18 protein-coding genes, 5 tRNA genes and 1 pseudogene are annotated in these 24,689 nt (G+C 39.3%); 10 read left to right on the top strand and 14 right to left on the bottom strand.

The features are described from left to right. Nucleotides 1-80 precede the first annotated feature (80 nt). Nucleotides 81-254, bottom strand: a pseudogene (locus H4J46_RS17615) (IS3 family transposase); the annotation flags it as partial. A 529-nt stretch (nucleotides 255-783) separates the two neighbouring features. On the opposite strand from H4J46_RS17615, the gene H4J46_RS01745 reads away from it, so the two are divergent. After that, entirely contained in the window at nucleotides 784-2,022 is a 1,239-nt protein-coding gene (locus H4J46_RS01745) for a leucine-rich repeat-containing protein kinase family protein (RefSeq protein ID WP_182231859.1), read from the top strand. Nucleotides 2,023-2,668: 646 nt separating this feature from the next. Next, nucleotides 2,669-3,145 (top strand): DUF2947 family protein, encoded by a 477-nt coding sequence (locus H4J46_RS01740; RefSeq protein ID WP_182231858.1) that lies wholly within the window; start codon nucleotides 2,669-2,671, stop codon nucleotides 3,143-3,145. 307 nt (nucleotides 3,146-3,452) lie between these two features. Here H4J46_RS01740 and H4J46_RS01735 read toward each other — a convergent pair whose 3' ends face one another. From H4J46_RS01735 to H4J46_RS01725, 3 genes are all read right to left on the bottom strand, one after another. Further along, nucleotides 3,453-4,496, bottom strand: coding sequence for an AI-2E family transporter (locus H4J46_RS01735; protein ID WP_182231857.1), 1,044 nt, complete (start codon nucleotides 4,494-4,496; stop codon nucleotides 3,453-3,455). A 111-nt stretch (nucleotides 4,497-4,607) separates the two neighbouring features. Continuing rightward, a complete protein-coding gene (locus tag H4J46_RS01730) occupies nucleotides 4,608-7,187 on the bottom strand; it encodes an ABC transporter permease (protein ID WP_259365647.1) in 2,580 nt (859 codons plus the stop codon). Nucleotides 7,188-7,189: 2 nt separating this feature from the next. After that, nucleotides 7,190-7,975, bottom strand: coding sequence for an ABC transporter ATP-binding protein (locus H4J46_RS01725; RefSeq protein WP_182231856.1), 786 nt, complete (start codon nucleotides 7,973-7,975; stop codon nucleotides 7,190-7,192). On the opposite strand from H4J46_RS01725, the gene H4J46_RS01720 reads away from it, so the two are divergent. Continuing rightward, the gene (locus H4J46_RS01720; RefSeq protein WP_182231855.1) at nucleotides 7,974-8,648 is read left to right on the top strand and encodes an arylesterase; all 675 of its coding nucleotides are present in this window, start codon (nucleotides 7,974-7,976) and stop codon (nucleotides 8,646-8,648) included. The genes H4J46_RS01725 and H4J46_RS01720 overlap by 2 nt on opposite strands. Before the next feature lie 6 nt (nucleotides 8,649-8,654). Further along, a complete protein-coding gene (locus H4J46_RS01715; RefSeq protein ID WP_182231854.1) occupies nucleotides 8,655-10,250 on the top strand; it encodes a cation:proton antiporter family protein in 1,596 nt (531 codons plus the stop codon). A 694-nt stretch (nucleotides 10,251-10,944) separates the two neighbouring features. Here the strand turns inward: H4J46_RS01715 and H4J46_RS01710 are convergent. The 5 genes from H4J46_RS01710 to H4J46_RS01690 all read right to left on the bottom strand — a co-directional run bounded on the left by H4J46_RS01710 (nucleotide 10,945) and on the right by H4J46_RS01690 (nucleotide 11,829). Next, nucleotides 10,945-11,020: transfer RNA gene (locus H4J46_RS01710), tRNA-Glu, on the bottom strand. Nucleotides 11,021-11,111: 91 nt separating this feature from the next. Further along, nucleotides 11,112-11,187: transfer RNA gene (locus H4J46_RS01705), tRNA-Glu, on the bottom strand. Between the two features lie 137 nt (nucleotides 11,188-11,324). Next, nucleotides 11,325-11,400 (bottom strand) — tRNA-Glu (locus H4J46_RS01700). A gap of 147 nt (nucleotides 11,401-11,547) precedes the next feature. After that, nucleotides 11,548-11,623 (bottom strand) — tRNA-Glu (locus H4J46_RS01695). 130 nt (nucleotides 11,624-11,753) lie between these two features. Next, a tRNA-Ala gene (locus tag H4J46_RS01690) sits at nucleotides 11,754-11,829 on the bottom strand. A 364-nt stretch (nucleotides 11,830-12,193) separates the two neighbouring features. Between H4J46_RS01690 and yvcK the strand changes: the two genes are divergently transcribed. Beyond that, on the top strand, nucleotides 12,194-13,123 hold the full coding sequence (gene yvcK, locus H4J46_RS01685; RefSeq protein ID WP_182231853.1) for a uridine diphosphate-N-acetylglucosamine-binding protein YvcK: 930 nt from the start codon (nucleotides 12,194-12,196) through the stop codon (nucleotides 13,121-13,123). 135 nt (nucleotides 13,124-13,258) lie between these two features. Here the strand turns inward: yvcK and dcd are convergent, their stop codons facing one another. Beyond that, complete coding sequence (gene dcd / locus H4J46_RS01680; RefSeq protein WP_182231852.1) at nucleotides 13,259-13,852, bottom strand: dCTP deaminase; 594 nt, start codon at nucleotides 13,850-13,852, stop codon at nucleotides 13,259-13,261. Between the two features lie 139 nt (nucleotides 13,853-13,991). Further along, on the bottom strand, nucleotides 13,992-15,083 hold the full coding sequence (gene apbC, locus H4J46_RS01675; protein WP_182231851.1) for an iron-sulfur cluster carrier protein ApbC: 1,092 nt from the start codon (nucleotides 15,081-15,083) through the stop codon (nucleotides 13,992-13,994). Nucleotides 15,084-15,203: 120 nt separating this feature from the next. On the opposite strand from apbC, the gene metG reads away from it, so the two are divergent. Both metG and H4J46_RS01665 read left to right on the top strand, forming a co-directional pair. Continuing rightward, entirely contained in the window at nucleotides 15,204-17,324 is a 2,121-nt protein-coding gene (gene metG / locus H4J46_RS01670; RefSeq protein ID WP_182231850.1) for a methionine--tRNA ligase, read from the top strand. A gap of 236 nt (nucleotides 17,325-17,560) precedes the next feature. After that, nucleotides 17,561-19,684 carry a cation:dicarboxylate symporter family transporter gene (locus tag H4J46_RS01665; RefSeq protein WP_182231849.1) on the top strand — a complete coding sequence of 708 codons (2,124 nt, stop codon included), beginning with the start codon at nucleotides 17,561-17,563 and terminating at the stop codon, nucleotides 19,682-19,684. On the opposite strand, the gene H4J46_RS01660 is transcribed toward H4J46_RS01665, so the two are convergent. Continuing rightward, the gene (locus H4J46_RS01660; protein ID WP_182231848.1) at nucleotides 19,656-19,838 is read right to left on the bottom strand and encodes a hypothetical protein; all 183 of its coding nucleotides are present in this window, start codon (nucleotides 19,836-19,838) and stop codon (nucleotides 19,656-19,658) included. The genes H4J46_RS01665 and H4J46_RS01660 overlap by 29 nt on opposite strands. A 61-nt stretch (nucleotides 19,839-19,899) precedes the next feature. Between H4J46_RS01660 and rcsF the strand changes: the two genes are divergently transcribed. From rcsF to H4J46_RS01645, 3 genes are all read left to right on the top strand, one after another. Continuing rightward, nucleotides 19,900-20,166, top strand: coding sequence for an Rcs stress response system protein RcsF (gene rcsF / locus H4J46_RS01655; RefSeq protein WP_182231847.1), 267 nt, complete (start codon nucleotides 19,900-19,902; stop codon nucleotides 20,164-20,166). Then, nucleotides 20,159-20,896: a tRNA (N6-threonylcarbamoyladenosine(37)-N6)-methyltransferase TrmO gene (tsaA, locus tag H4J46_RS01650; protein WP_182231846.1), complete on the top strand. Its 738-nt coding sequence runs from the start codon at nucleotides 20,159-20,161 to the stop codon at nucleotides 20,894-20,896. Before rcsF ends, tsaA begins: the two co-directional genes overlap by 8 nt. A gap of 108 nt (nucleotides 20,897-21,004) precedes the next feature. Continuing rightward, on the top strand, nucleotides 21,005-21,913 hold the full coding sequence (locus H4J46_RS01645) for a DMT family transporter (protein ID WP_259365644.1): 909 nt from the start codon (nucleotides 21,005-21,007) through the stop codon (nucleotides 21,911-21,913). Between the two features lie 63 nt (nucleotides 21,914-21,976). Here H4J46_RS01645 and H4J46_RS01640 read toward each other — a convergent pair whose 3' ends face one another. Further along, on the bottom strand, nucleotides 21,977-23,281 hold the full coding sequence (locus H4J46_RS01640; protein ID WP_182231845.1) for an amidohydrolase family protein: 1,305 nt from the start codon (nucleotides 23,279-23,281) through the stop codon (nucleotides 21,977-21,979). A 354-nt stretch (nucleotides 23,282-23,635) separates the two neighbouring features. Next, nucleotides 23,636-24,130, bottom strand: a complete 495-nt coding sequence (locus H4J46_RS01635) for a peptidylprolyl isomerase (protein ID WP_182231844.1) — start codon at nucleotides 24,128-24,130, stop codon at nucleotides 23,636-23,638. Nucleotides 24,131-24,689 lie beyond the last annotated feature (559 nt).

Genomic DNA, 24,689 nt, shown 5'->3' with positions numbered 1-24,689 from the left:
CGTAACTGTCAGTTTTCGGCTATTTGAAACATAACGTACACAAACATAATGGCATGGTCAACTAAATTCAGATACCATAGTCAAGGAACCATTTTAAATTCTACGTTAATTAACTCAAAATAATTTGGACTGTGGTAATCCAAGTACAAATGAAGTCAATAGCTGTTGTACCACATCGTTATGTAATTCCATATGTCTTGCTGTGCCTCTGAGCGCGTTTGGTAACTTTTCCAATGTAGCCGTTGCTTCCACAAACAAAATATCATCTGATTACTAGCACGCAGTGAACTATCGTCATTAAGCCACTCTTTTCTATCACTATCTAAATCTAAATCTACAAATGTAAGCTTAATATTATCTGACTTTTCAAACTAGGCTTTATCTTCTATTCATTTTTAATAATAAATGACTCTGCATCAATTGTAAGCTTAAGGTTCACAAATAGTTTTTGTGCTTTAAATGTTAATTGCTGCGTTCCAATCATCTGATTTCATTTGCTTTATAGCCGCTGTGATACTTCCTCATTGATATTGATAAGTCTAAGGGTTTCCTTTAAGATCATCTATATTAGACTAGGTTGTGGTAAATACTTACGTACAAGACACAAGGTGTCACTGGCTTAACGCTAGTAACCAACAATGTATGAGGTTAATTAACCCTCGATAAGCCTGAAAAGCCTTTAAATAAGCTGCTTAGGTTTTTTTATGTCTTAGCGATGTCATACCACTTTATGACATCCTAAGTTTTCATTTACTAAAAATAACACTAACAATGGATTAATAAATGCATACGCTATCTCAGTTAAAATCTGGCAAACTCAGGGGTATTAAGCGTTTAAAGTTATCTGAAAACTTAAGCTCATTCCCATTAGAAATTCTGTCATTAGCAGATAGCTTGGAAATTCTAGATTTATCTGACAATCAATTAACCTCGCTACCCAAGGCGTTAATTAAGCTAACAAAACTTCAAATAATTTTTGCTTCAAACAATCGCTTCCAAGTATTACCTGAAGTGCTTGGGCGCTGTGAAAACCTAGAAATGGTTGGTTTTAAATCAAATCAAATTGAGCAGGTGCCTGCTAACTCCTTACCAAAGAATTTACGTTGGTTAATCTTGACCGACAACTGCCTTGAAACCTTGCCTGACGCTTTGGGCGAACGGCCAAAATTACAAAAACTAGCATTAGCAGGCAATAGGTTAACCAAACTACCCTTAACACTAGCGCAGTCAAGTAACCTTGAGTTAGTGCGTATATCAGCGAATAATTTAACTGAATGTCCCGAGCAATTACTGAGATTACCTAAACTTGCATGGCTGGCCTTTTCCGGTAATCCTTTTAGCTTTGCTAACCTCAAGATTGCATCAGTTCCATCACTGTCCTCAGCAAGTTTTACCTTAAAAAAGGTACTGGGACAAGGTGCTTCAGGCGTTATTTCAAGTGCCACTTGGACTGATAGTCCATCAGTATTCCCAGATAATGTTGCGGTGAAAGTTTTTAAAGGCAAAGTAACCAGTGATGGCTACCCAGAAGACGAATTACAGGCCTGTTTAAAAGTCGGCGATCATCAAAACCTTGTCCGTTCTTTAGCACAAGTCAATGAGGAAGACTATTTAGCCTTAATCATGAACTTAATACCGGCTAATTTTAAAAATTTGGGTTTACCGCCAAGCTTTAAAAGCTGTACCCGTGATACTTTTCCAGAAGGCTTTACCTTAAGTGTTAGTCAAATTGATAAAATAGTGTTGCAAATGGAAGACGTGTTTGAACATTTGCATGCAAATCAAGTATCTCATGGTGATTTATACGCGCATAATACCTTGTTTGATGAAAACGCTAATATTATTTTTGGCGATTTTGGCGCCGCGACTATGTACCACATGCTCACTGGCGAGCAGCAAGCATTAATCCAGCAAATTGAACGTCGTGCACTTTCTTGTTTGATTGAAGATTTATTAAGTATTTGTCATGAACAAGAACAAAACAGCCCACAATTTAAAATTATCCAGCAGAAAATTCATTAATATTACTTTAAGTCTAACAAACGATAAAGCTCAACAAGCTGCTAATAATCAGTATATTTAGGGCCCTATAACAAAATCTGTTAAAAGGCCCTATGCAACTAATGGTTCGAAAAAAGTCACCTGTAATTTATTACAATTTCAATGCCCTGTCATTCGCGTAGAGTGAGAAGCCTGACTCGACCCTGTAAAAGATTTTGGATAGCTGTTCTAATTTTTTTAAAACTAGTCTTGTCGATTGCCTATTATTTTCAGCAATCATTGCTGTACTAAAATTTTTTTGCCAAGCTTAAAGCTTGCTTCTAGCCTATTAATGACCATCTTTGCCTATACTGTGTGTTTATATATACCCTCGATTTCAGTCCTGAACTATCTGCATAGTCACGTAAAGTAATGCATCAGAATAAAAACCATCACCACGGTTGATATATTGTTAAATAAACAGCCATTATAAATTTAGCAATACTGGTGAGTATAGCTAAAACGTTAATAGACAAATGGCCCATGTGAACTAATACAAAACCAGCGAATCGCTCTAATCAGTAACTTTAACTGTATTTTTTCATTTTATAACCTGCAATTTTAAGCAAATTAATGAGATACTAGTTGTTCTTGTTCTACTAAAATTGAAGCTACAAATATAATCTTTATGAATTACACCTCAATTGACGAATTAAAAAACGCTTGGATCTTTAAGCATAAAAGCTTACCTATTAGCGATAGCGACAAAACAAAAATTAAACCTATGATCAGTACTCGTGCCAAAGTACTTTGGGATGGCGCCATCAGTAAACAAGTTGATCACCCAGACTTTTTTAAAAAAGGTGACTGGCCAGAAAATGCGGCATCTTGGCTTGATAACGGTAAATGGGAAAATATTTGGGATAGTGAAGCATGTTTATTACCCGAGATCATTTTAGCGCACCTAAAATGGGATAATAATACCGTGGTTTATTATTGTAGTTCACGAGATAACGTTATTGAAACCACTTGGGCAGTATTTCAACGTTGCTGGAAGAATTTTCTGTTTATGGATGACGGAGCAATCTTAATTGGTAAAAAGCGCAATGAAACGGTGCAATTTCTTTCAACCGGTTATTTTAAGGTTGGTCAAAAACCCAGTTAATTTAAACATGGGCACTTGGCCCCTTCAATGCTATAGCCACTTGCTAAAGCATTGCCGATAGCTTGGGGCTGTGATTGTTATCTTGTTGATTTTTAATATTCGCCATCAATTGTGAGCTTTTTTGTATGGCTGTTATTAATTGACTAATAATGGACTAATAATTAGCTACAGAGCTATTTAAGAATCATATGGTAAGCTAAAAATCCTATAATTTTAGAACGTTATGAGCCAATAAGTTAGGATTTAACGTTAAGCTTTTAAAGTGCTATAAACTAGAAAAGGTAGCTTATCGCCACCTTTTACTTGCTTAAGTCTCTTCCAACTCTTCATCACCCGATAGTAACACCGCAAACCAACTGCCTTCTGCAGAGTTTTCTAAGGCTATTTTAATGATCATGGTCAAAGGTACTGACAATAGCATGCCCACTGTGCCTAATAACCAGCCCCAAAATATTAATGAAATAAATACCACTAGGGTTGATAGCCCAAGGCCTCGACCCAAATAACGCGGTTCAACCACATTACCCATTACCGTGTTTATAGTTAAATAGCCTAAACCAATAAAACCTGCTGCCGCTGGGCCTAATTGCAAAACAGCTAGCGACATTGCCGGTACGGCTGCGATAATTGAGCCAATATTGGGAATATAGTTCAGTAAAAAGGCCAACACTCCCCACAGTAAGAAAAAGTCTAAACCAAACACCCACAACATTAATGAAACACAAATGCCGGTAGCAATACTCACCAAGGTTTTAATCGCAATATAATTATTTACTGAGGATAAAAATCGGTCAATTTGCTTTAAGCGAGCTTGCGGATCGTCAAGCGCTAAATGTAATTTACGCGGTACCGATGACGCTTCAAACAACATAAAAATAACCGTAATTATGATTAAAAATAAATTAGCCATAACGCTGCCCAAACCGCTGAGCATATTAGCTGCTAAGCCCATGGCTGCAGCGGGATCAAAGTATTCAATGAGTAATTCTGACGATATGGTAATGTTGTAGTCATTAAGTTGTTGGGTTAACCAAATAAACTGTTCTTGAAGTTGCGCGCGATAAACGGGAATAAGTTGGGATAACTCGTTTAACGAGTTACCCACAAGCCCGGCCAATGACAGCGCAATAGAAACAAAGATACCAATAACAAAGATAACCGCTATCGGTTTGGGAATTTTATAGCGCGCCGCCATCACCACTAATGGGTTACAAATAATGGCAATAAACGCTGATAATAAAAACGGTACTAGTAATGTCGCTGCGGTTTTTATCCCCGCTAGCACAACAAATAATGCCGCGGTAACCAATAAAAATTTCACCGCGCCTTCGGACTTGCCTTGTAAAGCCATTTTTTAAACCCAGTTGGTTATCTAATATAGTATAAGCTATTAAAACTATACGCGATTTCATAGCATGGCCGCTAGTATTAAAAGCGATATAGTTTTTATCAGTCGAGAAAGTTACATGGTTCGCCGGATTAAGGTAACGCTCGACAATTTTAGTAAACGCCAACAACTGAGCATACCAATTAAGCCAACAAAGAATGCGCCTGCGCCAATACCTACTAACCAATACTGAAAGTGAAAACTGCCTGACATATTAAATACTTGGCTTTGCAAAATATAAACCGCTATTTCCATACCAACACTTGCCATGAGTCCAGCAATAGCCCCTAGTGCTACGAATTCATATAACACGCTATTACGCAGTAAGCTGCCTTTAGCCCCCAATGTTCTCAATATCGCTAGTTCGCGCTCTCTTTCTTCCATACTGGCTTGTACTTGCGCTATTAACACTAAACTACCGGCAAGTACGACCAAAATCAGGATCAGCTGAATTGCCACCGTCACTTGCTCAATAATGCCATTGAGCTGCGCCATAATGGCAGCAAAGTCCATTACCGTAATAGTGGGAAAGTTGGCCAAAAAGCGATAAACCATGTCTCGGTTATCATCTGATATTGACCAAGCTGAAATAGATGTCGTCGGAAATTGCTCAAGTACACTCTGGTTAAAAACCATAATGAAGTTTAACTGCCGACTTTGCCAATTTACCTGACGAATGCTAGTCACAGGCACGGTAAATTCATCCGAGCCGAGTGTGAAAGTTAGCTCATCACCTAATTTAACTGCCAAGCGTTCTGCTATGTTACTTTCAATTGACACTTGAGGTGTTTCGTCGCTAACTTGCCACCACTGGCCAGCAATAATTTCATTTTCATCCGGTAACTCAGTACGCCAGGTTAAGCCAAGTTCACGGCCCATACCTTGCCGAGTTTCTTGCTGCTTAGTTTTCTTAGCTTGTTGTTTTTCAGTGTCATCAGTTTTTTCAACGTTTTTCACTTGACTGTCATCATCTTTATCGACAGTCTTTACACCGTTTATAGCGGATAAACGACCACGGTAGATATGATAGAAGCCTTGATTGGCAATATTCTTTTCTTCAACAAAGGTTTTTAAAGGCTGAATTTGATCTTGAGTGATATTGATCAGGTAATGATTGGGCGTATCATCAGGAAACTGTTGCTCCCATTCTAATAATATTGAGCTTTTCATTACTGTGATCAATAACAACAACATTATAGCGATAGTAAAACTGACCAGTTGTACGCTATTTTCACTAGCTCGGCGTTTTAAGTTTGCTAAGGCCAAATGCCAAGACTTTCCCGCTTTAGTGCCGACACTGCGGCCTGCGCTCATTAAGCCACGGCCAAACAACAACAAGATAAAAGAGACAACAACACCACCGAATAACAACGCAGCGCTCATCACTAAGTCTTGACTGAAAACCAACAGTAATAAAAATAACGCCAATAAAGGCGGTAACTGATACCAGCCAAAGCGCGCGACTTTTTCTTGGCTAAAACCACGAATAACATTTAAGGGTGAGCTTTTTACTAAGGTCATAATCGGGTGAATAGCAAAAGCAATGGCACATAATAAACCGGTAAATATCGCCGTTAAAAAAGGCACAAAAGTCAGCGGTGCATCAGCCAATGATAAATAACTCGCAATAGCATTAGCACCCAGTAGCATCAAACCATAACCCACCACTAATCCTGCTGCGATACTTAAACAACTCAATAAGGTCCAATGCAGGCAATAAAGTTTTCTAACATGCGAAATTGATGCACCTAGGGCTTTAAATATTGACACGTTAGGCTGATGACGTTGACCATAACGACGACTGGCCACAGCCACCGCAACAGCCGCTAAGACAATGCCTAACATGCTTGCTAGCGAAAGAAACTTCTCCGCGGTGTCTAATATTCTTGATAAACGATTTTGTGCTGCTTTGGCATCATACCAACGTTGTGATTCATTGATTTGTGGTTTAATCCATTTTTCAAAGCTTTCAATAGCCTGGGTTTCACCGGCAAATAAGTACTTATAGGTAATACGACTGCCAGGCTGAATAAGCTCAGTTTTGGGCATATCGGCAATATTTAAAATAACTGTTGGCCCGGCGATAAAGGCGCGGTATGAACGATCAGGAATATCAGTAACAATACCGGCAATAATGAGTTGTGCAACACCTATCTCAATCACTTCGCCAATATTAACATTCAAGCGACTTAACACACTGGGCTCAACCCAAACTGTGCCTAGTTTAGGGGCATTGGCAACAACACTCGCGATTTGCGTCAGCGAGGTTTTAATTCTAAGTTCACCGCGCAAAGGGTAAGTATCAGATACCGCATCGAGTTCACTGAGTAACATATTGTCGCCCGCAAACGCCATCGACTCAGTTTCAATTTTCCGGGCATATTGTAGTGCTAATGTCTGACTTTTCTCGATGATGCTAGTGTCAACTTCTGACGACATACGCAGTACACGATCGGCGCCTATAGTATTGGTGCTATTTGCCACTATGGCATACTTAATTTGGCCAGAAAATCCGGTCAGTGAAAACACTGTCGCAACGGCAAGCATGATAGCGATAAATATAATGGTCAGTTCACCACGGCGAAGCTCATGATGTAATAAGCGTAGTGATTGAGTAAACCACATGCTTGATGCTTTTTCTTTAACAATACTCATCGTTAACCTACTTGTGAAACTGAAGTTTTGCTTTCAAGATCATCATGGCTTGTGGTTTGGCTATCAGCCTGATTTTCATCTGTGTTTGCTAATGCGGTCTCAATCAAGGGTTCAGTTAAAGCACCACTGTCCATTTCAACTTGCCGCTGGCATCTTGCCGCTAATTTAGCATCGTGAGTCACCAACACTAAGGTGGTACCCTCTTTAACATTCAAATCGAATATTAAGTCAATAATATGTTGGCCCGTCTTACTGTCTAGATTGCCCGTGGGTTCATCAGCGAATAAAATATCTGGCTTAGCAATAAATGCCCGTGCAATAGCTACCCGCTGTTGTTCACCGCCAGAGAGCTGAGAAGGGTAATGTTCCATTCTGTCAGCCAAACCTACTTGCGCCAGTAAAGCTTCGCCGCGTGCTTGCGCATCAGGCATATTGGCTAACTCGGCTGGCAACATCACATTTTCAAGCGCAGTTAAGCTGTTAATTAACAAAAATTGTTGAAAAATAAATCCCACATGCTGCGCACGAACTTGACTACGCTGCTCTTCATTAAACTGGTGTAAGGGCTGGTTTTTAAGATACACTTGTCCGGAACTTGGTAAATCTAAACCCGCTAAAATCGATAATAATGTCGTTTTACCTGAGCCAGACGAACCGACAATGGCAATTGATTCGCCCGCGGCAACAGTTAAATTAAGTGGTTGAAGCAAAACTAGCGTTTTATCTTCAACTTGCACTGATTTAGTTAGGTCTTTAACGCTTAGAATACTCTCGGAATTTACATGCATGAAAAATTATCCACTTTTTATATTATTTATTAGCTTATTTTTTATTTCTACAGCAAATACTGCTGCACAAAACAAACAGGTCAATACGGTTGATAACAGCATTAGTATCACACCCACCCGCAATATTTTACTGTTAGGTGATAGTATCAGTGCAAGTTATGGGATGAAACCCACACAAGGCTGGGTGCACTTACTTAATCAAAAACTTACCAAACAAAAACAAGCTTACACAATAATAAATGCCAGTGTTAGTGGTGAAACGACGAGTGGTGGATTATCTCGGCTAGCAGGTATTTTGGCGAATGAAAAAATTGACTTGTTACTAATTGAACTAGGTGGAAATGATGGTTTACGTGGTTATTCACCGAAAGTCATTAAAAATAACTTGTTACAAATGGTCAAGCTAGCGCAAGATAAAAATATAAAAGTTTCAATGATTAAGATAAAAATAACGCCAAATTATGGACCAAGATACAATGAAATGTTTGAGCAAATTTTTGAAGATGTCGCCAATACTAGCAATATCACCTTACTGCCCTTTTTTATGGAAATCGTTGCCACTGATAAAGCACTTATGCAAGCAGACGGTATTCACCCTAACGCGCAAGCACAGCCAATTATCGCTGACTATGTTGAACAGCAACTTAATGAAATAATGACACTGGAGCCTTAATTTAACATGGAATTTATTTGGATCGGTTTTGCTTTTATTTGTGGTTTATTGACAAAATTAGTGGCTCTACCACCCTCAATCGGCTATTTGTCGGCCGGATTTATCTTACTCTTTTTAGGCTATGAAGCCGATGGCATGGTCAGCGTATTAGCCGATATTGGCATCACCTTGATGCTATTTACCATTGGCCTGAAACTCAATATAAAAGACTTACTCAAGCCAGAAGTTTGGTTGGGCAGTCTAAGCCACAGTGTTTTATGGTTATTAATTGGACTCGTACTGTTAAAAACCATCGCGCTTATTACTCTTCCTTTTGTTAGTGGCTTAAGTCTCACTACATCAGCACTCATCGTATTTTCATTAAGCTTTAGTAGTACGGTATGCGTGGTTAAACTTATGCAAGAGCACGGTGAAATGCGCGCCCGCCATGGTAAACTGGCAATTGGCATATTAGTGATGCAAGACGTCATTGCGGTGATATTTCTTGTTGTTGCCACAGGTGAACTACCTAGCCCTTGGGCGGGCTTGTTATTGCTTTTCATACCATTAAAATCCTATATTAACAAAGTCATTAGTCAGGTAGGCCATGGCGAACTTATTCCATTAATGGGCTTTTTTATCGCTTTCGGTGCTTATGAGTTATTTGAATTAGTTCAAATTAAGGGCGACTTAGGTGCGCTTTTAGCGGGTATGTATTTAGCTTCTCATAGCAAAGCCAGTGAAATAAATAAGTCATTACTGAGTTTTAAAGATTTATTCTTGATTGGTTTTTTCTTATCGATTGGCTTTACTGCCCTACCCACACTAGAGATGCTAGCTATAGCGTCAGTATTAACTTTATTACTACCCGTTAAATTTTTACTGTTTTTCTTTATTTTAGTCAAACTTAATCTCCGTGGTAGAACCGCATTTTTATCAGCGTTAGCCTTAAGTAATTATAGTGAATTTGGTCTTATTATTGCCGCACTTAGCACTGAAGCAGGCTGGCTATCTTCCGAGTGGCTAGTGATATTGTCATTAGCAGTGGCATTGTCCTTTATTATTACTAATGTACTTTATAACTTTGCCCATGATTACTTTGCCAATAATAAAGAAAAATTTAAGCGCTTTGAAAGTAAAAATCGTTTAGTCGAAGATGATTTTGTTCAACCTTGCGAAGCACCCATTGCAATTATTGGCATGGGCCGTGTTGGTATCGGCGCTTATAGAGCCTTGAGTGCTCAGATAGACAATCAAGTTTGGGGCTTAGACACAGATAAAGACAAAGTAAAATGGTTAAATGAAAACGGTATTCACACCTACCTGGGTGATGCTGAAGATGCTGACTTTTGGGAAAAAATTGATCTGAGTAAGATTGAACTCACACTGTTAGCACTACCTTCTGTACAAGACATTAAGAATATAACCGCGCAAATAAGGCGCACTAATTATCAGGGCAAGATCGCCGCTATTGCCCGTTATGATGATGAATTGATTACCCTTGAAAGCTTTGGCGTAGACAAAGTGTTTAACTTTTATAACGAGGCTGGTGTTGGATTTGCTGAAGAAAGCTTGAGTTTAATTAACAAGCGTAATAGAAATAAGTATGCGGCCTACGAGTGAATTACCCCCTTGGGTCGCATACCCAATAATTAACCTTGTTGATTAAAGTTCAATAAGGTTAATTATGCAAATTCAAGGAGTGAACTGCTCCTTACATCTCAGTCCATAGCCAGCTCGGTAACTGCTGCTACATGACACTAATGACTCACATCCCTCTAAAACATGGCTCACGGCATTAAAAGCCTTTGACGTCGATGCAGGTACTTATGTTTAATCAGCAACCATAAGCATGTGCAATCAATCCCAATAACGTTTTTACTTCTTCTTTTCTCCCTGCCCTGCATTTTTTTATTTTTACGAGCAGGAATGAATAAGGAAGGAACGAGTAGCGGCGTAAAAAATTTAAGAGCAACAGAGCAGCTGATATTTTATTTCTCCTACTGCTGTCTTTATTTTTTCCCTGTAAATTATTTTATTGTTTTTTACAGGAAGGACAGAGTGACCAAGGAAGGTGTAGAGGTTTAAAAACATTTAGATCTGCTGCATTTATACCACGTTGGTCAATTACTTGTTTTAATGGGCATGATTCAATGAGAATAAACACTGGAAATGTAAACTCATAACATGAGTACCAGTGACTTGATATTGGGTATTCGATAGTTAATAAATTTTAGGCATAAAAAAACCGACATGAGTCGGTTTTTTTATTTCACTTTTAAGCACTGCTTATTTTGACTAAAAGTAAAATAATAAGTGGCATCCCTAAGGGGATTCGAACCCCTGTTACCGCCGTGAAAGGGCGGTGTCCTAGGCCTCTAGACGATAAGGACACTAAAAATTATGATAACCGTTCGATAACGATTTCATGTTTTGTAGTTGATTGTTAAATATTATAAAAAATTTATCAATCTAAGTTAATGGTGGCATCCCTAAGGGGATTCGAACCCCTGTTACCGCCGTGAAAGGGCGGTGTCCTAGGCCTCTAGACGATAGGGACACATAAATACCAATAGAACACTTAAATATAATTTTACTGTATAAAGCTCTAGCCTAGTGAACTTATAGTAACGCTACATATTCTATAGTATGTGTCAAAAAAACACTTACCAGTAAACTTGTCTAACTAAAAATGAGTGGCATCCCTAAGGGGATTCGAACCCCTGTTACCGCCGTGAAAGGGCGGTGTCCTAGGCCTCTAGACGATAAGGACACATTATAAACTCGAAACACTTAGTATAATAAAATCGTAGAAAGCTCTAGCCTAGTGAACTTATGATTTAGATTATATATTTCTTATTTGTGTAATAAAACACGAACTCATTTTCTTTTTTACTTCCGTAGAAGTCTTCCGAAGAAGTGGCATCCCTAAGGGGATTCGAACCCCTGTTACCGCCGTGAAAGGGCGGTGTCCTAGGCCTCTAGACGATAAGGACACTAAAACGATAAAACAAAATATAAACTACTTTGCTTCTGTAGTCCGACAACCTCGCGGTATATCCAACTACATTATCTTTTTAACTATTTTTCATTTACGTTATCAGCACAAATGAAGAATAATATTATTGGTGGAGCTATGCGGGATCGAACCGCAGACCTCTTCACTGCCAGCGAAGCGCTCTCCCAGCTGAGCTATAGCCCCACATCGAAATAAAATAAGTGGCCTAATACTTACCCTAATTCTTCTCTCAATAAGTAATCAAGTTACTCGTTGAAAGCGAGGCGCATTCTAAGCAGCGACCAAGATACTGTCAACCCTTATTTTAAATATTAGGCCATTTATTTAAAAGATTTCATCTAACTGATTACTTATAGTACAAGTTGACTAAATTTTGCCTTATCAACTATTTATAAGCCCGATATTTTATATAATTTACTGGTGTTAAAATAACAGCGCTGTTGTTACTGATAATTTCCGCTAAAAGCGTTATAAACTATAGCGAGTTACTTTATTTATAGTAAATAAAGCGTTATGGTTGATCATCAATTAAAAAAATAATAGTTATATGCAGCTAAAAGAACTCAATGTTGTTGCGATTGGCGGTGGCCACGGTTTAGGGCGTGTACTTTCTACGCTGTCATTTTTAGGAAATCAACTGACCGGTATCGTTACCACCACCGATAATGGTGGCTCTACTGGCCGTTTAAGAAAACGCAGTAGTTCAATCGCTTGGGGCGACTTACGCAATTGTCTAACTCAGTTAGTTGATGAGAAATCGGTCGGCAGTCAACTGTTCGATTTCCGCTTCGATGGTAATGATGAACTCGGTGGCCATAACCTAGGTAACTTAATTCTTTATGGTCTAGGAGAAATACACTCGCGCCCGCTTGATTCTATTAAGCTTGTTCGACGGTTATTAAGAGTTAAAACACCCGTATTGCCTATGTCTGAAACCCCAACAGATTTAATGGCATTTTATTCAAAAGGCCGCTGCCGCATCGGTGAAGTATCAGTGGATAATATGTCAGAGATGCCAAAAAATTTAATGTTAGCGCCGTTAGTTAAAACCTTGCCCAGTTGTGTAGAGGCCATATTAAATGCCGATTTGGTTATTTTAGGACCGGGCAGTTTTTTGACCAGTGTTATACCCCCCTTACTAGTGCGTGATATTAGTAATGCATTAAACCAAACCAATGCTCATCGCGTGTTCATTGATAATATCGTCGCTGAAAATAGCCCTGCTGCTGCGTTGTCATTAGATGAAAAATTAGTCTGGATTGAAGAAAACGTCGGTTGTCTGCCAATTGATAGCGCGATATGTCACGATGCTAGCATCACATCAACACGTATAGATGTTTATCATCATGAGCTATGTAGTGACACTGTTAGTCACTTTCATAGCCGTGATAAGTTAATTGCGGCATTAAATTTTTGTATTTCAAAAGTAAATAACCGCGCTGAAGCTATGCAAAAACCCCTAGTTAATGCTAGCTAACGATTATTCTTCTCCAACTCAGCCGTTAGCGTAAGTCGAATTAAAATTTAAAAGATTAAGTGCGAATAATTAAAACCAAAAAGCCAACGATGATCTCGTTGGCTTTTTGTTAGTATTAACATTTTCAAATTTTTACTAATTATGACTCTCATCTTGACTAATGCGGCTGGCAACAGCGCCCATTTGATCTTTATATTTTGCATCCTCACGTTTGTTGTAAGGACGTTCGGCACTTGACGACATGGTTTCAAAGTTAAGCGCGGCAATTTTCATTTTTGGGCGCAATGCCAAAGGTAATTTGCCGCTATTATAAAACTCTAACACTATTTGACCTGACCAACCGGGATCAATTCGATGAGCAGTAACATGCACCATGAGGCCTAAACGTGCCAATGATGAACGACCATCTAACCAGCCAACGATATTGTCTGGTAAGGTTACTGACTCATAAGTAACAGCCAATGCTAACTCTCCCGGATGCAGAAAAAAAGCTTCGCCATCTGGAATATAAATTTCCTCGCTCATGACAGCATTCATCGCTTTTTGCATTTCGTCTTTTGGGCCGCTTAAGTCGATATAAGGCGCCGTGTGATCTTGAAAGACGCGAAATTCATTACCTAAGCGAATATCAACACTGACCCCAGAAATCATACTGCTATCTGGCGCTGGCGAGATCCCGATCTGTCCTTTGCGAAGGCTTTCTTCTATATCTTTGTCACTTAATCTCATGATTATTCTTCTTAAACTCAGTTGTTATAGCAATTAAGTTAATCAATTCAGCGCGTAGCGAGAACAATTTTAATTGCTATTATGTCGACGAAAATAACTTGGTATTCGTTTTGTATCTTAAAATGGTCTTGGTTTTACTTTATTCAACTAGCACTTTTGCGGTTGTTGGGCTGCGCATATCTAGTTGATAGTATAATTGCGCAGCAACTTTGCGCGCTATACTACGATACAGCAGCGCCACTTCTCCAGTGCTATTTTCATTTATTACACAACTACCGTTATCAGCGTCTTCTCGAATACGAATGTCGAGGGGGAGTTGTCCGAGTAATTCTGTTTTTGCCTCATTAGCGATGCGCTTGCCACCACCATCACCAAATAAGTGCGATTGATGACCACAGTTTTCACACTGGTGATAACTCATATTTTCAATAATACCGAGTACAGGCAGCTTTACTTGCTCAAACATCGCCATACCTTTAATGGCATCAGCTAAGGCAATATCTTGCGGCGTAGTGATCACCACAGCGCCTGCTACCGGTACTTGCTGCGCTAAAGTTAATTGAATATCACCCGTGCCCGGAGGCATATCAACAATCAGATAGTCTAAGTCAGGCCAGTCAGTTTCATTGAGTAATTGCGAAAAAGCCCGACTCGCCATTGGGCCTCGCCACACGGTAGCGTTGGCATCATCCACTAAGAAGCCAATTGACATAGCACTTAACCCTTTAGCCTCAAGTGGTGTGATCAATTTACCGTCATTTGAACTCGGCTTTGCGCCTTTTAGACCCAACATGGTAGGCACCGAGGGACCGTAAATGTCTGCATCTAAAATACCGACGTTACATCCTTCGGCAATTAAACCATAAGCTAAATTAACCGCGGTGGTTGATTTACCCACACCGCCTTTACCAGAAGCAATTGCAATGATATTTTTTATACCTTTAATGCTGTGTTCTCTAACCGGCTCAACATGATATTCAACATCAAAATTAACTGGTTGCTGCACTATTTCTGTCAATTGTTCTGCAATATCATGTAGTTCACCGTCACATGGAAACGGTAGTGACATTTTGATCAGGATAGTTTTTTTAGCTATAACCATAGTGACAGCCTGAGCAATAATGAGGGGTCCTTGAGGGAAAATATCGGAGCGGTAAGCTTCAAGAAAAACATTAATAGCCTTTTGGCTTTCAACACTGACTACATTTTTAGAAAAGAAATTTGATAACATAGTTAAAACACACTTTTTATCTAGCCTTTATAACACAAAGGTGATAATTCTTAATGAAAAGTAACCACAAATTCTGTACCATTCCCTGCATAATTACCACCAATAATATGTAAACTTTATATGTCGTTATCAAAGTCATCTGTGCAATCTGCAGAGAAGCGTAAAATTTTAGTTACTTGTGCCCTCCCTTATGCCAATGGTTCTATTCATTTAGGCCATTTATTAGAACATATTCAGACTGATATTTGGGTTCGTTTCCAGCGTATGCGTGGTCATGAAACTTACTTTGTTTGTGCTGACGATGCTCACGGCACGCCTATCATGTTAAAATCACAAGAGCTTGGTATAACACCGGAAGAGTTAATCGCTGGTGTTCGTGAAGAACATATGGCTGATTTTGCAGACTTTCATATCAGCTATGATAATTATCACTCTACGCACACCGATGAAAACAAGGCCTTTGCTGAAGAAATTTATAATCGCTTACATGCTAATGGTCATATAAAAACGCGGGTTATTTCACAGCTATATGATCCAGAAAAAGGCATGTTCTTACCTGATCGTTTTGTTAAAGGCACTTGCCCTAAATGTAAAAGTGAAGATCAAAACGGTGACAGTTGCGATAACTGTGGTGAAACTTATTCACCTATGGAAGTGTTAAACCCACGTTCAGTGGTTTCTGGCGCAACACCAGTATTACGTGACTCAGAGCATTATTTCTTTGACCTGCCGGCTTTTGGTGACATGTTACAAGCATGGACTCGCAGTGGCGCACTACAAGAAGAAATGGCCAATAAGTTAGCTGAATGGTTTGAACAAGGCTTGAAACAGTGGGATATCAGTCGTGATGCACCCTATTTTGGCTTTGAAATTCCCAACGCACCGGGTAAATATTTTTACGTTTGGTTAGATGCACCTATTGGCTATATGGGCAGTTTTAAAAATCTTTGTGATAGAACCGGTATCGACTTTGATGCTTTTTGGCAACTGGACTCAGAAGCCGAGCTATATCACTTTATTGGTAAAGACATCATTTATTTTCATAGTTTGTTCTGGCCAGCCATGCTTGAAGGCGCCGGCTATAGAAAACCAACCTCGGTTTATGCCCATGGTTTTGTTACCGTTAACGGTGCAAAAATGTCTAAATCAAAAGGAACCTTTATCAAAGGTCGCACTTATTTAGATCATTTAAACCCTGAATATCTACGTTATTATTACGCCGCAAAACTGACTCACCGTATTGATGATTTAGATTTAAACCTAGAAGATTTTGCCCAACGAGTAAATTCAGATTTAGTTGGTAAAGTGGTGAATATTGCGTCACGTTGTGCCAGCTTTATTACTAAACGCTTTGACGGCATGCTATCAGAAAATATTGATAACCCAGCCTTAGCTGACGAAGTCATGGCCGCAGGTGATAGTATTGCTTCACATTACGAGTCGCGAGATTTTGCTCGTGGTATGCGTGAAATCATGGCACTGGCTGATAAAGTTAATGAATACATCGCCATTAAAGAACCATGGCAGCTAGTTAAAGACGAAACTAAACAACAAGAAGTGCAAGACATTTGTTCGCTTGGCATTAACATGTTCCGCATTTTGATGATTTACTTAAAGCCGGTACTACCAGTTTTAGCAGACAGTACCGCCACATTCTTAAATGACGAACTTATTTGGCCAGGCCATAAAGTCCTACTAACCAACCATAAAATCAATAAGTTCAAAGCCTTATTACAACGTGTTGACATGGATAAAGTTAATGCGATGACTGATGCGTCAAAAGACAATTTAGCCGTAACAACTGAAGCAGCTGAGCCGAAAAAAGATAAAAAAGCAGAAAAGAAACAAGCAGCACCTGAGAAAAAATTAACCGGTGAGCCATTAATAGATGATCCTATTTCGCCTGAAATTCAATTTGATGATTTCGCGAAAATAGACTTACGTATTGTAAAAATAATTAATGCTGAACACGTCGAAAAAGCAGATAAATTACTGCGTTTGACTTTATCGTTAGATGACCAAGAAGGTGGTGAAACACGCCAAGTGTTTGCTGGGATAAAATCAGCCTATCAACCTGAAGATTTAATTGGCAAGCTCACAGTGATGGTGGCTAATTTAGCGCCACGTAAAATGCGCTTTGGTATGTCAGAAGGTATGGTTTTAGCCGCAGGTCCCGGTGGTAAAGACTTATGGATACTTAGTCCAGATGATGGCGCACAAGCGGGCATGCGTGTTAAGTAGTCGGTAAACCACTACTTTAGGCGTTAATCGCTATTAAATTAACACCACTAATGAAGGCAAACCTTGAACATCAACAAGGGTTTGCCTTTTTAATATCTTGTATCGCATACCCGTTCCACCTCAATATGCAGTTTTAGCGCTTAGTTTCCTAAGAGTAAATCTATAGCTTGAAGTGGCGCCAGTAACTCCCTTTAACTATGCAAATTAATCATGCAACAAAATAATTATCAGCTAATATGATCACAGTTAAGCTCAGTAAAATCTCTTTATCTAGCCAAATTATGCTTGCCATGGCGATAGGGCTCATCATAGGTAGCTTTGGCGTAACCTTATATGCCATGGTAAACCATCTTGCTGATGCCTTTGTTATGCTCTTGCAAATGACAGCACTGCCTTATATTGCCTTGTCACTTATGGTCGGTATTGGCGGTTTATCTGCTAGCAAAGCCAAGTCTGCGCTTAAAAGCAGCGTAATACTGGTCATATTGCTAATAGCACTGATGTTATGCTTTATTTTAATGGCGCCATTATCATTTCCTAATTGGCAAACTGCTGAGTTTTATAGTGCTAACACTATAAAAGTGAGTCAAGAACTTAACCTTGTTGAACTATTTATTCCGTCTAATCCTTTTAATGCCTTCGCTAATGCGGTGATCCCTTCGATGGTATTTTTTAGTGTTTTTATTGGTATTGGCTTAATGCCAATTAAAAATAAACGCCAAACCCTAGCCGTGCTAGGCAACTTAAAACAGTCGGTCAGTAATATTAGCAACCTAGTCATGCGTTTTGCCCCTGTTGGTGTTTTTTGTATTGGTTGGCGCGCTGCAGCAACGCTTGATGCCTCACAACTCGATGGCTTAATGATCTATGTTGCTAGTGCCTTGGTACTGGCACTTTTGCTGTGCTTTGTGATGTTTCCTGCCCTGCTCGCCACTATTACCCCTTTTGGTTATCGTGCCATTTTAAAAGCATCAAGAGAAGCTATGATCACGGCATTCGCCACGGGCAGTTTTTTTGTCGTTATACCGATCATTGTTGAAAAAACCAAACAGTTAATCGCCTCACAATATCCTGATATTGACAATGTGGATAAAGTCTCTGATGTGCTCGTACCTATTAGTTATAGTTTACCGGTTGGCGGTAAACTATTGTCGTTGCTATTTGTTTTGTTTGCCGCATGGTTCTCTGGTGCCTACATCGGCTTTGAAGATTATGTAAAGTTAGTGGTGATGGGTATTCCGCAATTGTTTGGCACTAGTACTTTGGCCATGCAAAACCTTTTAGAGTTATTTAACGTTTCTCATTCAATGTTTGATTTTTTTATTGTTTCTGAAAACTTAGTTGTCGGTCGTTTATCGGCACTGCTTTCAGTGACTTTTGCCAGCTGTTTACCTTTACTGGTTGCAACAAGTATGGCTAAAGCTTTTCGCATCAAGAAAAAAGTCTTAATCAGAAATCTAGCCATTATTCCCCTCTTATCTATTTTTGCCTTCATCAGCTTAAAGTTTGCCTTTAGCTCAATCAGTTATCAGTACGAAGGCTATGCTAAATTTATAAAACGTGACTTTCTCATGGAAAGCGTTCATAGCATATATTTGGATGATGTTCAGAAAAATAGCGATATTTTTCAGCCCTTTGTTGGGGTGCTTACTCGCGTAAAACAACGTGGTTTTATCCGCGTGGGTTATTTTCGTGACGATTTGCCTTATTCATTTCATAACAATAACGGCAAACTTGTTGGCTTTGATATTGAAATAATGAACCAGCTCGCCATTGATTTAAATGTTAGCCTTGAGTTTGTGAAGATATTTCGCCATCAAGCAGAATCATTATTAAGCTCAGGTTATCTAGATATCACCACAGGTGTGCCCGTTATTCCAGATAACATGATGAGATTTACCTTAACTATGCCTTACAGCGAGCAAAATTTGGCAATTATCGTCAAAGATAAAAGGCGTGCGGAATTTACCCACTGGGATAATATCCTCCAGCGAGATGATCTCATTTTGGGTATCCCTGAAAACTTTTATTATAAAAAAGCCATTGCTAAAACATTTACGCATGGCAAAGCTTGGGAAATATCAACACCGCGGTTATTCTTTAAGCCAGAATTTTCCCATATTGACGCTATGCTTTTTGGCGCGGCAGCATCTTCGGCTTGGACCTTACTCAAGCCAAGCTATACCGTAGTAGTACCTAAACCTGAGTTAGCGCCACTTTACATGGCTTTCCCGATTAATAAAAATGATCATGGCTTTGAACTATTTATGCGTAATTGGATCTCAATGAAGCAACAAAGTAAAACTATTGATAAACTGTTCAATTATTGGATTAAAGGCGATATGAGTTTAGTGAAATAGGATGTTCAGCTTTGACATCAACGTCAACGTAAATAAATACGGGTTTAAAAATGCTTAAAAAATATAAAACAACACCAAGGTTCGTTAAATACAGCACTAACATCATCTTAATGCTGGTATTATTGACTGCAGGTTGTGCAAAAACAAATGACATATCAACAAACCTAGACCGGGAGAATTTCAAAAATTATTTTTCCCCAACTAGGGTAAAAATAGTGACAAGTGAAAAAGAGTTTACTGGTCACTATAAGTTTCTCGGTTTGGTTGAAGGCGAGTCTTGCCAAGAAAAAGCTTATCATGCAGTCCCGAATGAAATTGATGCCCGCACAGAAGCACGACGCCAAGCCTATAAACTTCAGGCAAATGCCATCATTTTTAGCCAGTGTGTGATGATAGAAGCAGATGAAGCCGCAAAATATTGTCTTGCCTCTACTGTTTGCTATGGCCGTGCCTATAAGGTTGAGCAAGATAAAAATGACTGATAGCGTTAGTTTAAATGTTATTGGCACTATCGACTCACCCTATAAAGAAAAGTTTGCCATCCCTAGACAGCCGGGTATTGTTACCGCGGCTCAAGGGCAGTTGCGCCTAACGGGTTTGGCTAATAATGCAGAATTAGTAAGAGGCTTAGAGCAATTTAGTCATATTTGGTTATTGTTTATTTTTCATGGCACACAAGCCCAAGGATGGAAGCCGCTAGTGCGACCGCCACGTTTAGGCGGTAATAAGAAGCTTGGCGTATTAGCAACTCGCTCAACGTTTAGACCTAACCCTATAGGTATGTCTGTTGTTAAACTTGACCGAATAGAGCAACAGTCTTCACAGGTAATTTTACATATCAGTGAATTAGATTTACTTGATGGTACGCCAATCGTCGATATTAAACCTTATGTCCCTTATGCTGACATTATCGAAAATGCCCATGGTGGCTATGCTCAAGAACAACCCAGCAGTAATATTGACGTGATATTTTCCAACGCAGCACACCTTACCTTAACCGACAACATCGGCCACTGCCCAACACTGCAAAGCCTTATCGAACAAGTACTAAGCCAAGACCCTCGCCCTGCCTATAAAAAAAATAGCAAAGACGACAGAATTTACGGTATGACCTTGTATGATTTTAATATTAATTGGCAAATGACAGCCATAGCAACCTTGAATGTTATCGCGATTGAAAAAATTGTCAGTATAACAAAGAGCATTGAATAACTTTAACGCGGTCAATTTACAATAACTGTCCGATTATCGTGACTATTCATTAAGCACTATGTAAAACTCAATAAAACTCAGTTATAACTTTTTATCTAAGGATATTCGTTGAAGACACTAAGTACCCTACACCATAAAGCCAGTATTGAACTGCTGTTATTAGCCGCTATTTGGGGCGCGTCATTTATGTTTATGCGGGTCGGTTCGCCAGAGTTTGGTCCGATAGTTTTTGCCACATTACGTACGGGCATAGCGGCTATCTTCTTGATCATGTGCTTAGTTTTATTTAAAGAAACTAATGCACTAAAAGGACGTTGGCGAGATATTTTTGTAGTTGGGGCGTTAAATACCGCAATACCCTTTACTCTATTTAGTTTTGCCACCTTAACGCTAACGGCGGGAACAGCATCAGTGTTAAACGCAACAGCTCCCATGTTTAGCGCTATAGTCGCCTACATCTGGTTAAAAGATAAGTTAAGCCTAAGTGCCATTTTTGGCTTGATTATTGGCTTTTTTGGGGTGTATTTATTAGTGTCAGATAATTTAAATTTCGACATTGAATTTACAGATAAATCATTTGAAAACAATGCATTATTGCCAACATTAGCGGCGATGTTAGCCGCACTTTGTTATGGCATTTCAGCTAATTATACTAAAAAAAATCTCAGCACAATAAAACCGTTGGCCTTAGCTGCTGGTAGCCAAATTTCCGCTACCGCAATGTTATTACCCTTGAGTTTATTTTTTATCCCTGAAACGTTACCAAGTGCAAATGCCATCTGGTCAGTGCTTTTGATTGGTGTTATCTGTACCGGTGTCGCCTATATTTTATTCTTTCGACTTATCGCACAACTTGGCCCAGCAAAAGCGATATCAGTAACCTATTTAATTCCTGCCTTTGGTATTCTATGGGGAGCATTATTTTTAGGTGAAACCATCAGCTTAATCATGCTGTTGGGCGGCGGTATTATTTTGCTTGGTGTTGCATTAACTACTGGGGTTCTGCGAAGGAAATAAGGCAATAAAAAGGCTGTTTAACACAGCCTTTTACATCACTACGCCAATCTAAAGCTATTGAAGTTATTTTTGTTTAACTACCTTACCTGCTTTCATCACAAAATCGACATCAAGTAGTTCATTAATATCGTTTAAAGGGCTAGCATCCATAGCAATAATATCGGCAACTTTACCCACATCTAATGTACCTAAAGTTGCTGATTTGCCAATTAAGTCGGCGCCATTAATGGTCGCAGAAACTAAAATATCTTGTGGAGTCATACCCGCGGCAAACATTAATTGTGCTTCTCGAGCATTATAACCATGTTTTGAAACGCCGCTGTCTGTACCGTAAGCTATTTTCACACCCGCTTTATATGAACGTTTGAAGTTTTCAATCATGTCACCACCGACACGAATAGCTTTAACGCGAATCGCTGGGGACATAAAGTCAGTAGTTTTCGCCATATTAACCACGGTATCACCCGCCATCAATGTTGGGACTAAATAAGCACTACCTTTTTTAAAGAGTTTAATGCTTTCTTGGTCGGCATAACTACCGTGTTCAATACTGTCAACGCCAGCACGTAATGCCGCATTAATACCAGCAGCAGCATGTGCATGACTCGCCACTTTACGCCCAAGCGAGTGCGCCGTATCAACCACTTCTTTTAATTCATCATCAGCCATTTGCTGACCCGTGCCGGTATCAGTATCGGATAACACACCGCCAGTAGAAGTGATTTTAATCACATCAGCACCAAACTTAATGGCATGACGAGTCGCTCGTCGACAATCATAAGGGCCATCACAAATAGTTTTTGCGGTATGTAATGCCATCAAATCAGGCGCCATGCCGTCAACATCGCCGTGCCCACCAGTCACCGCGACACTGCTACCAGCAGCAATGATAGTTGGCCCTGTTATCCAACCACGCTTGACACCATCGCGCAGGGCATAAATTTGTTCAGCACTGCTGCCTAAATCACGTACGGTGGTAAAACCAGCCATTAAAGTTTTATGAGCAAAGTAGGCACTTTTCATTAATATATCTGCATCAGATAAGTTAACTATCTCACTATCGTTATTAGGGCCAAGTTCACCTTGTAAATGCACATGCATATCCATCAGGCCAGCCATGACAAAACTCGATGATAAATCAATTAATTTTGCGTCTTTGGCAAAGCGACTTATCTCAACAAAACCAGATTTAAGCTCAGTAACTTTACCATCACTTATCACTAAGGTTTGTTGCTTAAGCGGCGTCTTGTTGGCAGTAACTAATAATTCGCCCGCATGAATAACGGTCGTTTGCGCCAATGCTGACTGAGACAAGGTGGTACTGACGAGTAACGCTAGGGTTGTTAATGATGATTTTAATGTAAACATATTCTGGACCTTATTGTTATTGGATGACCTGAAGGTATTATAAAAATCGCACTAAATGGAGAACTTACCTTAACAGTATCGTAAAAAAATATAATATGAATTCGATAAACGGAAAGTTTATTCAGTTCAATAACAGCTAAAGGGAAGCTCGCTGCTCTTTGACATCGACGCACAGTGATGTACTCATGCCATGGAGCAATGGATGCCTAGAAACGGCCATGTGATCGCAGCATACCGCTCGTCCTGAGCATCACTGCTCTTTCACATCCATGTGATCGCAGCATACCGCTCGTCCTGAGCATAAAAAAGCCGACTTATGTCGGCTTTTTAAAGATATTTTGTTAATTACATCGCTTAGTGCTGATGACCGCCAGCGCCGTGGGCGTGACCATGCTCGACTTCTTCAGCCGTTGCTTCACGTACGTCAGTAACGTCTAAATCAAAAGTCAGTACTTTACCTGCTAATGGCGGATTAATATCAACGGTAACCATAAATTTACCCGCTTTAACCACAGTCACTTGGCGTTGACCATCGTCAGTGTTAACTACAGCTGTCATGCCCGCTTTCCATTTAGCACTTGGCGAGACTAAACCTTGCATATGTTTTACCGGCACACGTTGAATAGCGTCTTCTTTACGCTCACCATAAGCCTCTTCAGGCTGTAAGGTCACTGAAAATTTATCACCAGTTTCTTTGCCTGTTAAAGCGTTTTCTACGCCGACTAACATATTTTTGTAACCGTGTAGGTAAGCTAGTGGCTCATTAGCATATGAATTTTCTATTTCTACACCCGTTTCATCTTTAAGTATATAGTGAAACTGAACAACGCTTTTATCGGTAATTTTCATTTTATTTCCAAACAAGTATTTAACATTAAACTGCCATCATAAAATGGCAAAAAATTGTGTATGAGTTTTGTCAAAGAGTTTAACAAAATAGTCATACCAATTGAATTAATGAATTGAACACTGAGCGAAAATTATTTCAATGGCTATATTTCAGCTTTGAAATAAGATTACCGTTCACATCTTAGCATTAGGTTAAGCAGACGTTAGAACGGCGACTACGTTGGGATAAATTAATTCAATATTTTCTCTCTAGCGTCATGGTGAATGACAATAACCTTCAGTTTACCGCGAAAAGTTGAATTTTTACTGATAGTTACAGAAAAAGACCACTACATACGGCACATATTTAGCACCCTAGCAAAGCTGTATTAGCACAATCAAATGTGCGTTAAAAATTAAACAGCAAGGGATCAAAAGTAACCAGATACTTTGAAGTAATCACGACAATAGCTAAGGCTGTGGTCCACAGAATAAACGCTCCAGAAAGTAATTCCAGTCTTATAAATCGCTCTTATTTTTAAAAGAAACTGTGTTGATTTACTGATATAATTCAAAGAGT

The sequence above is a fragment of the Colwellia sp. MB02u-6 genome (assembly GCF_014077095.1).
GTDB lineage: Bacteria > Pseudomonadota > Gammaproteobacteria > Enterobacterales > Alteromonadaceae > Cognaticolwellia.
The sequence above is the reverse complement of the archived record's forward strand: the minus strand, read 5'-3'. Positions and strand labels throughout refer to the sequence as shown.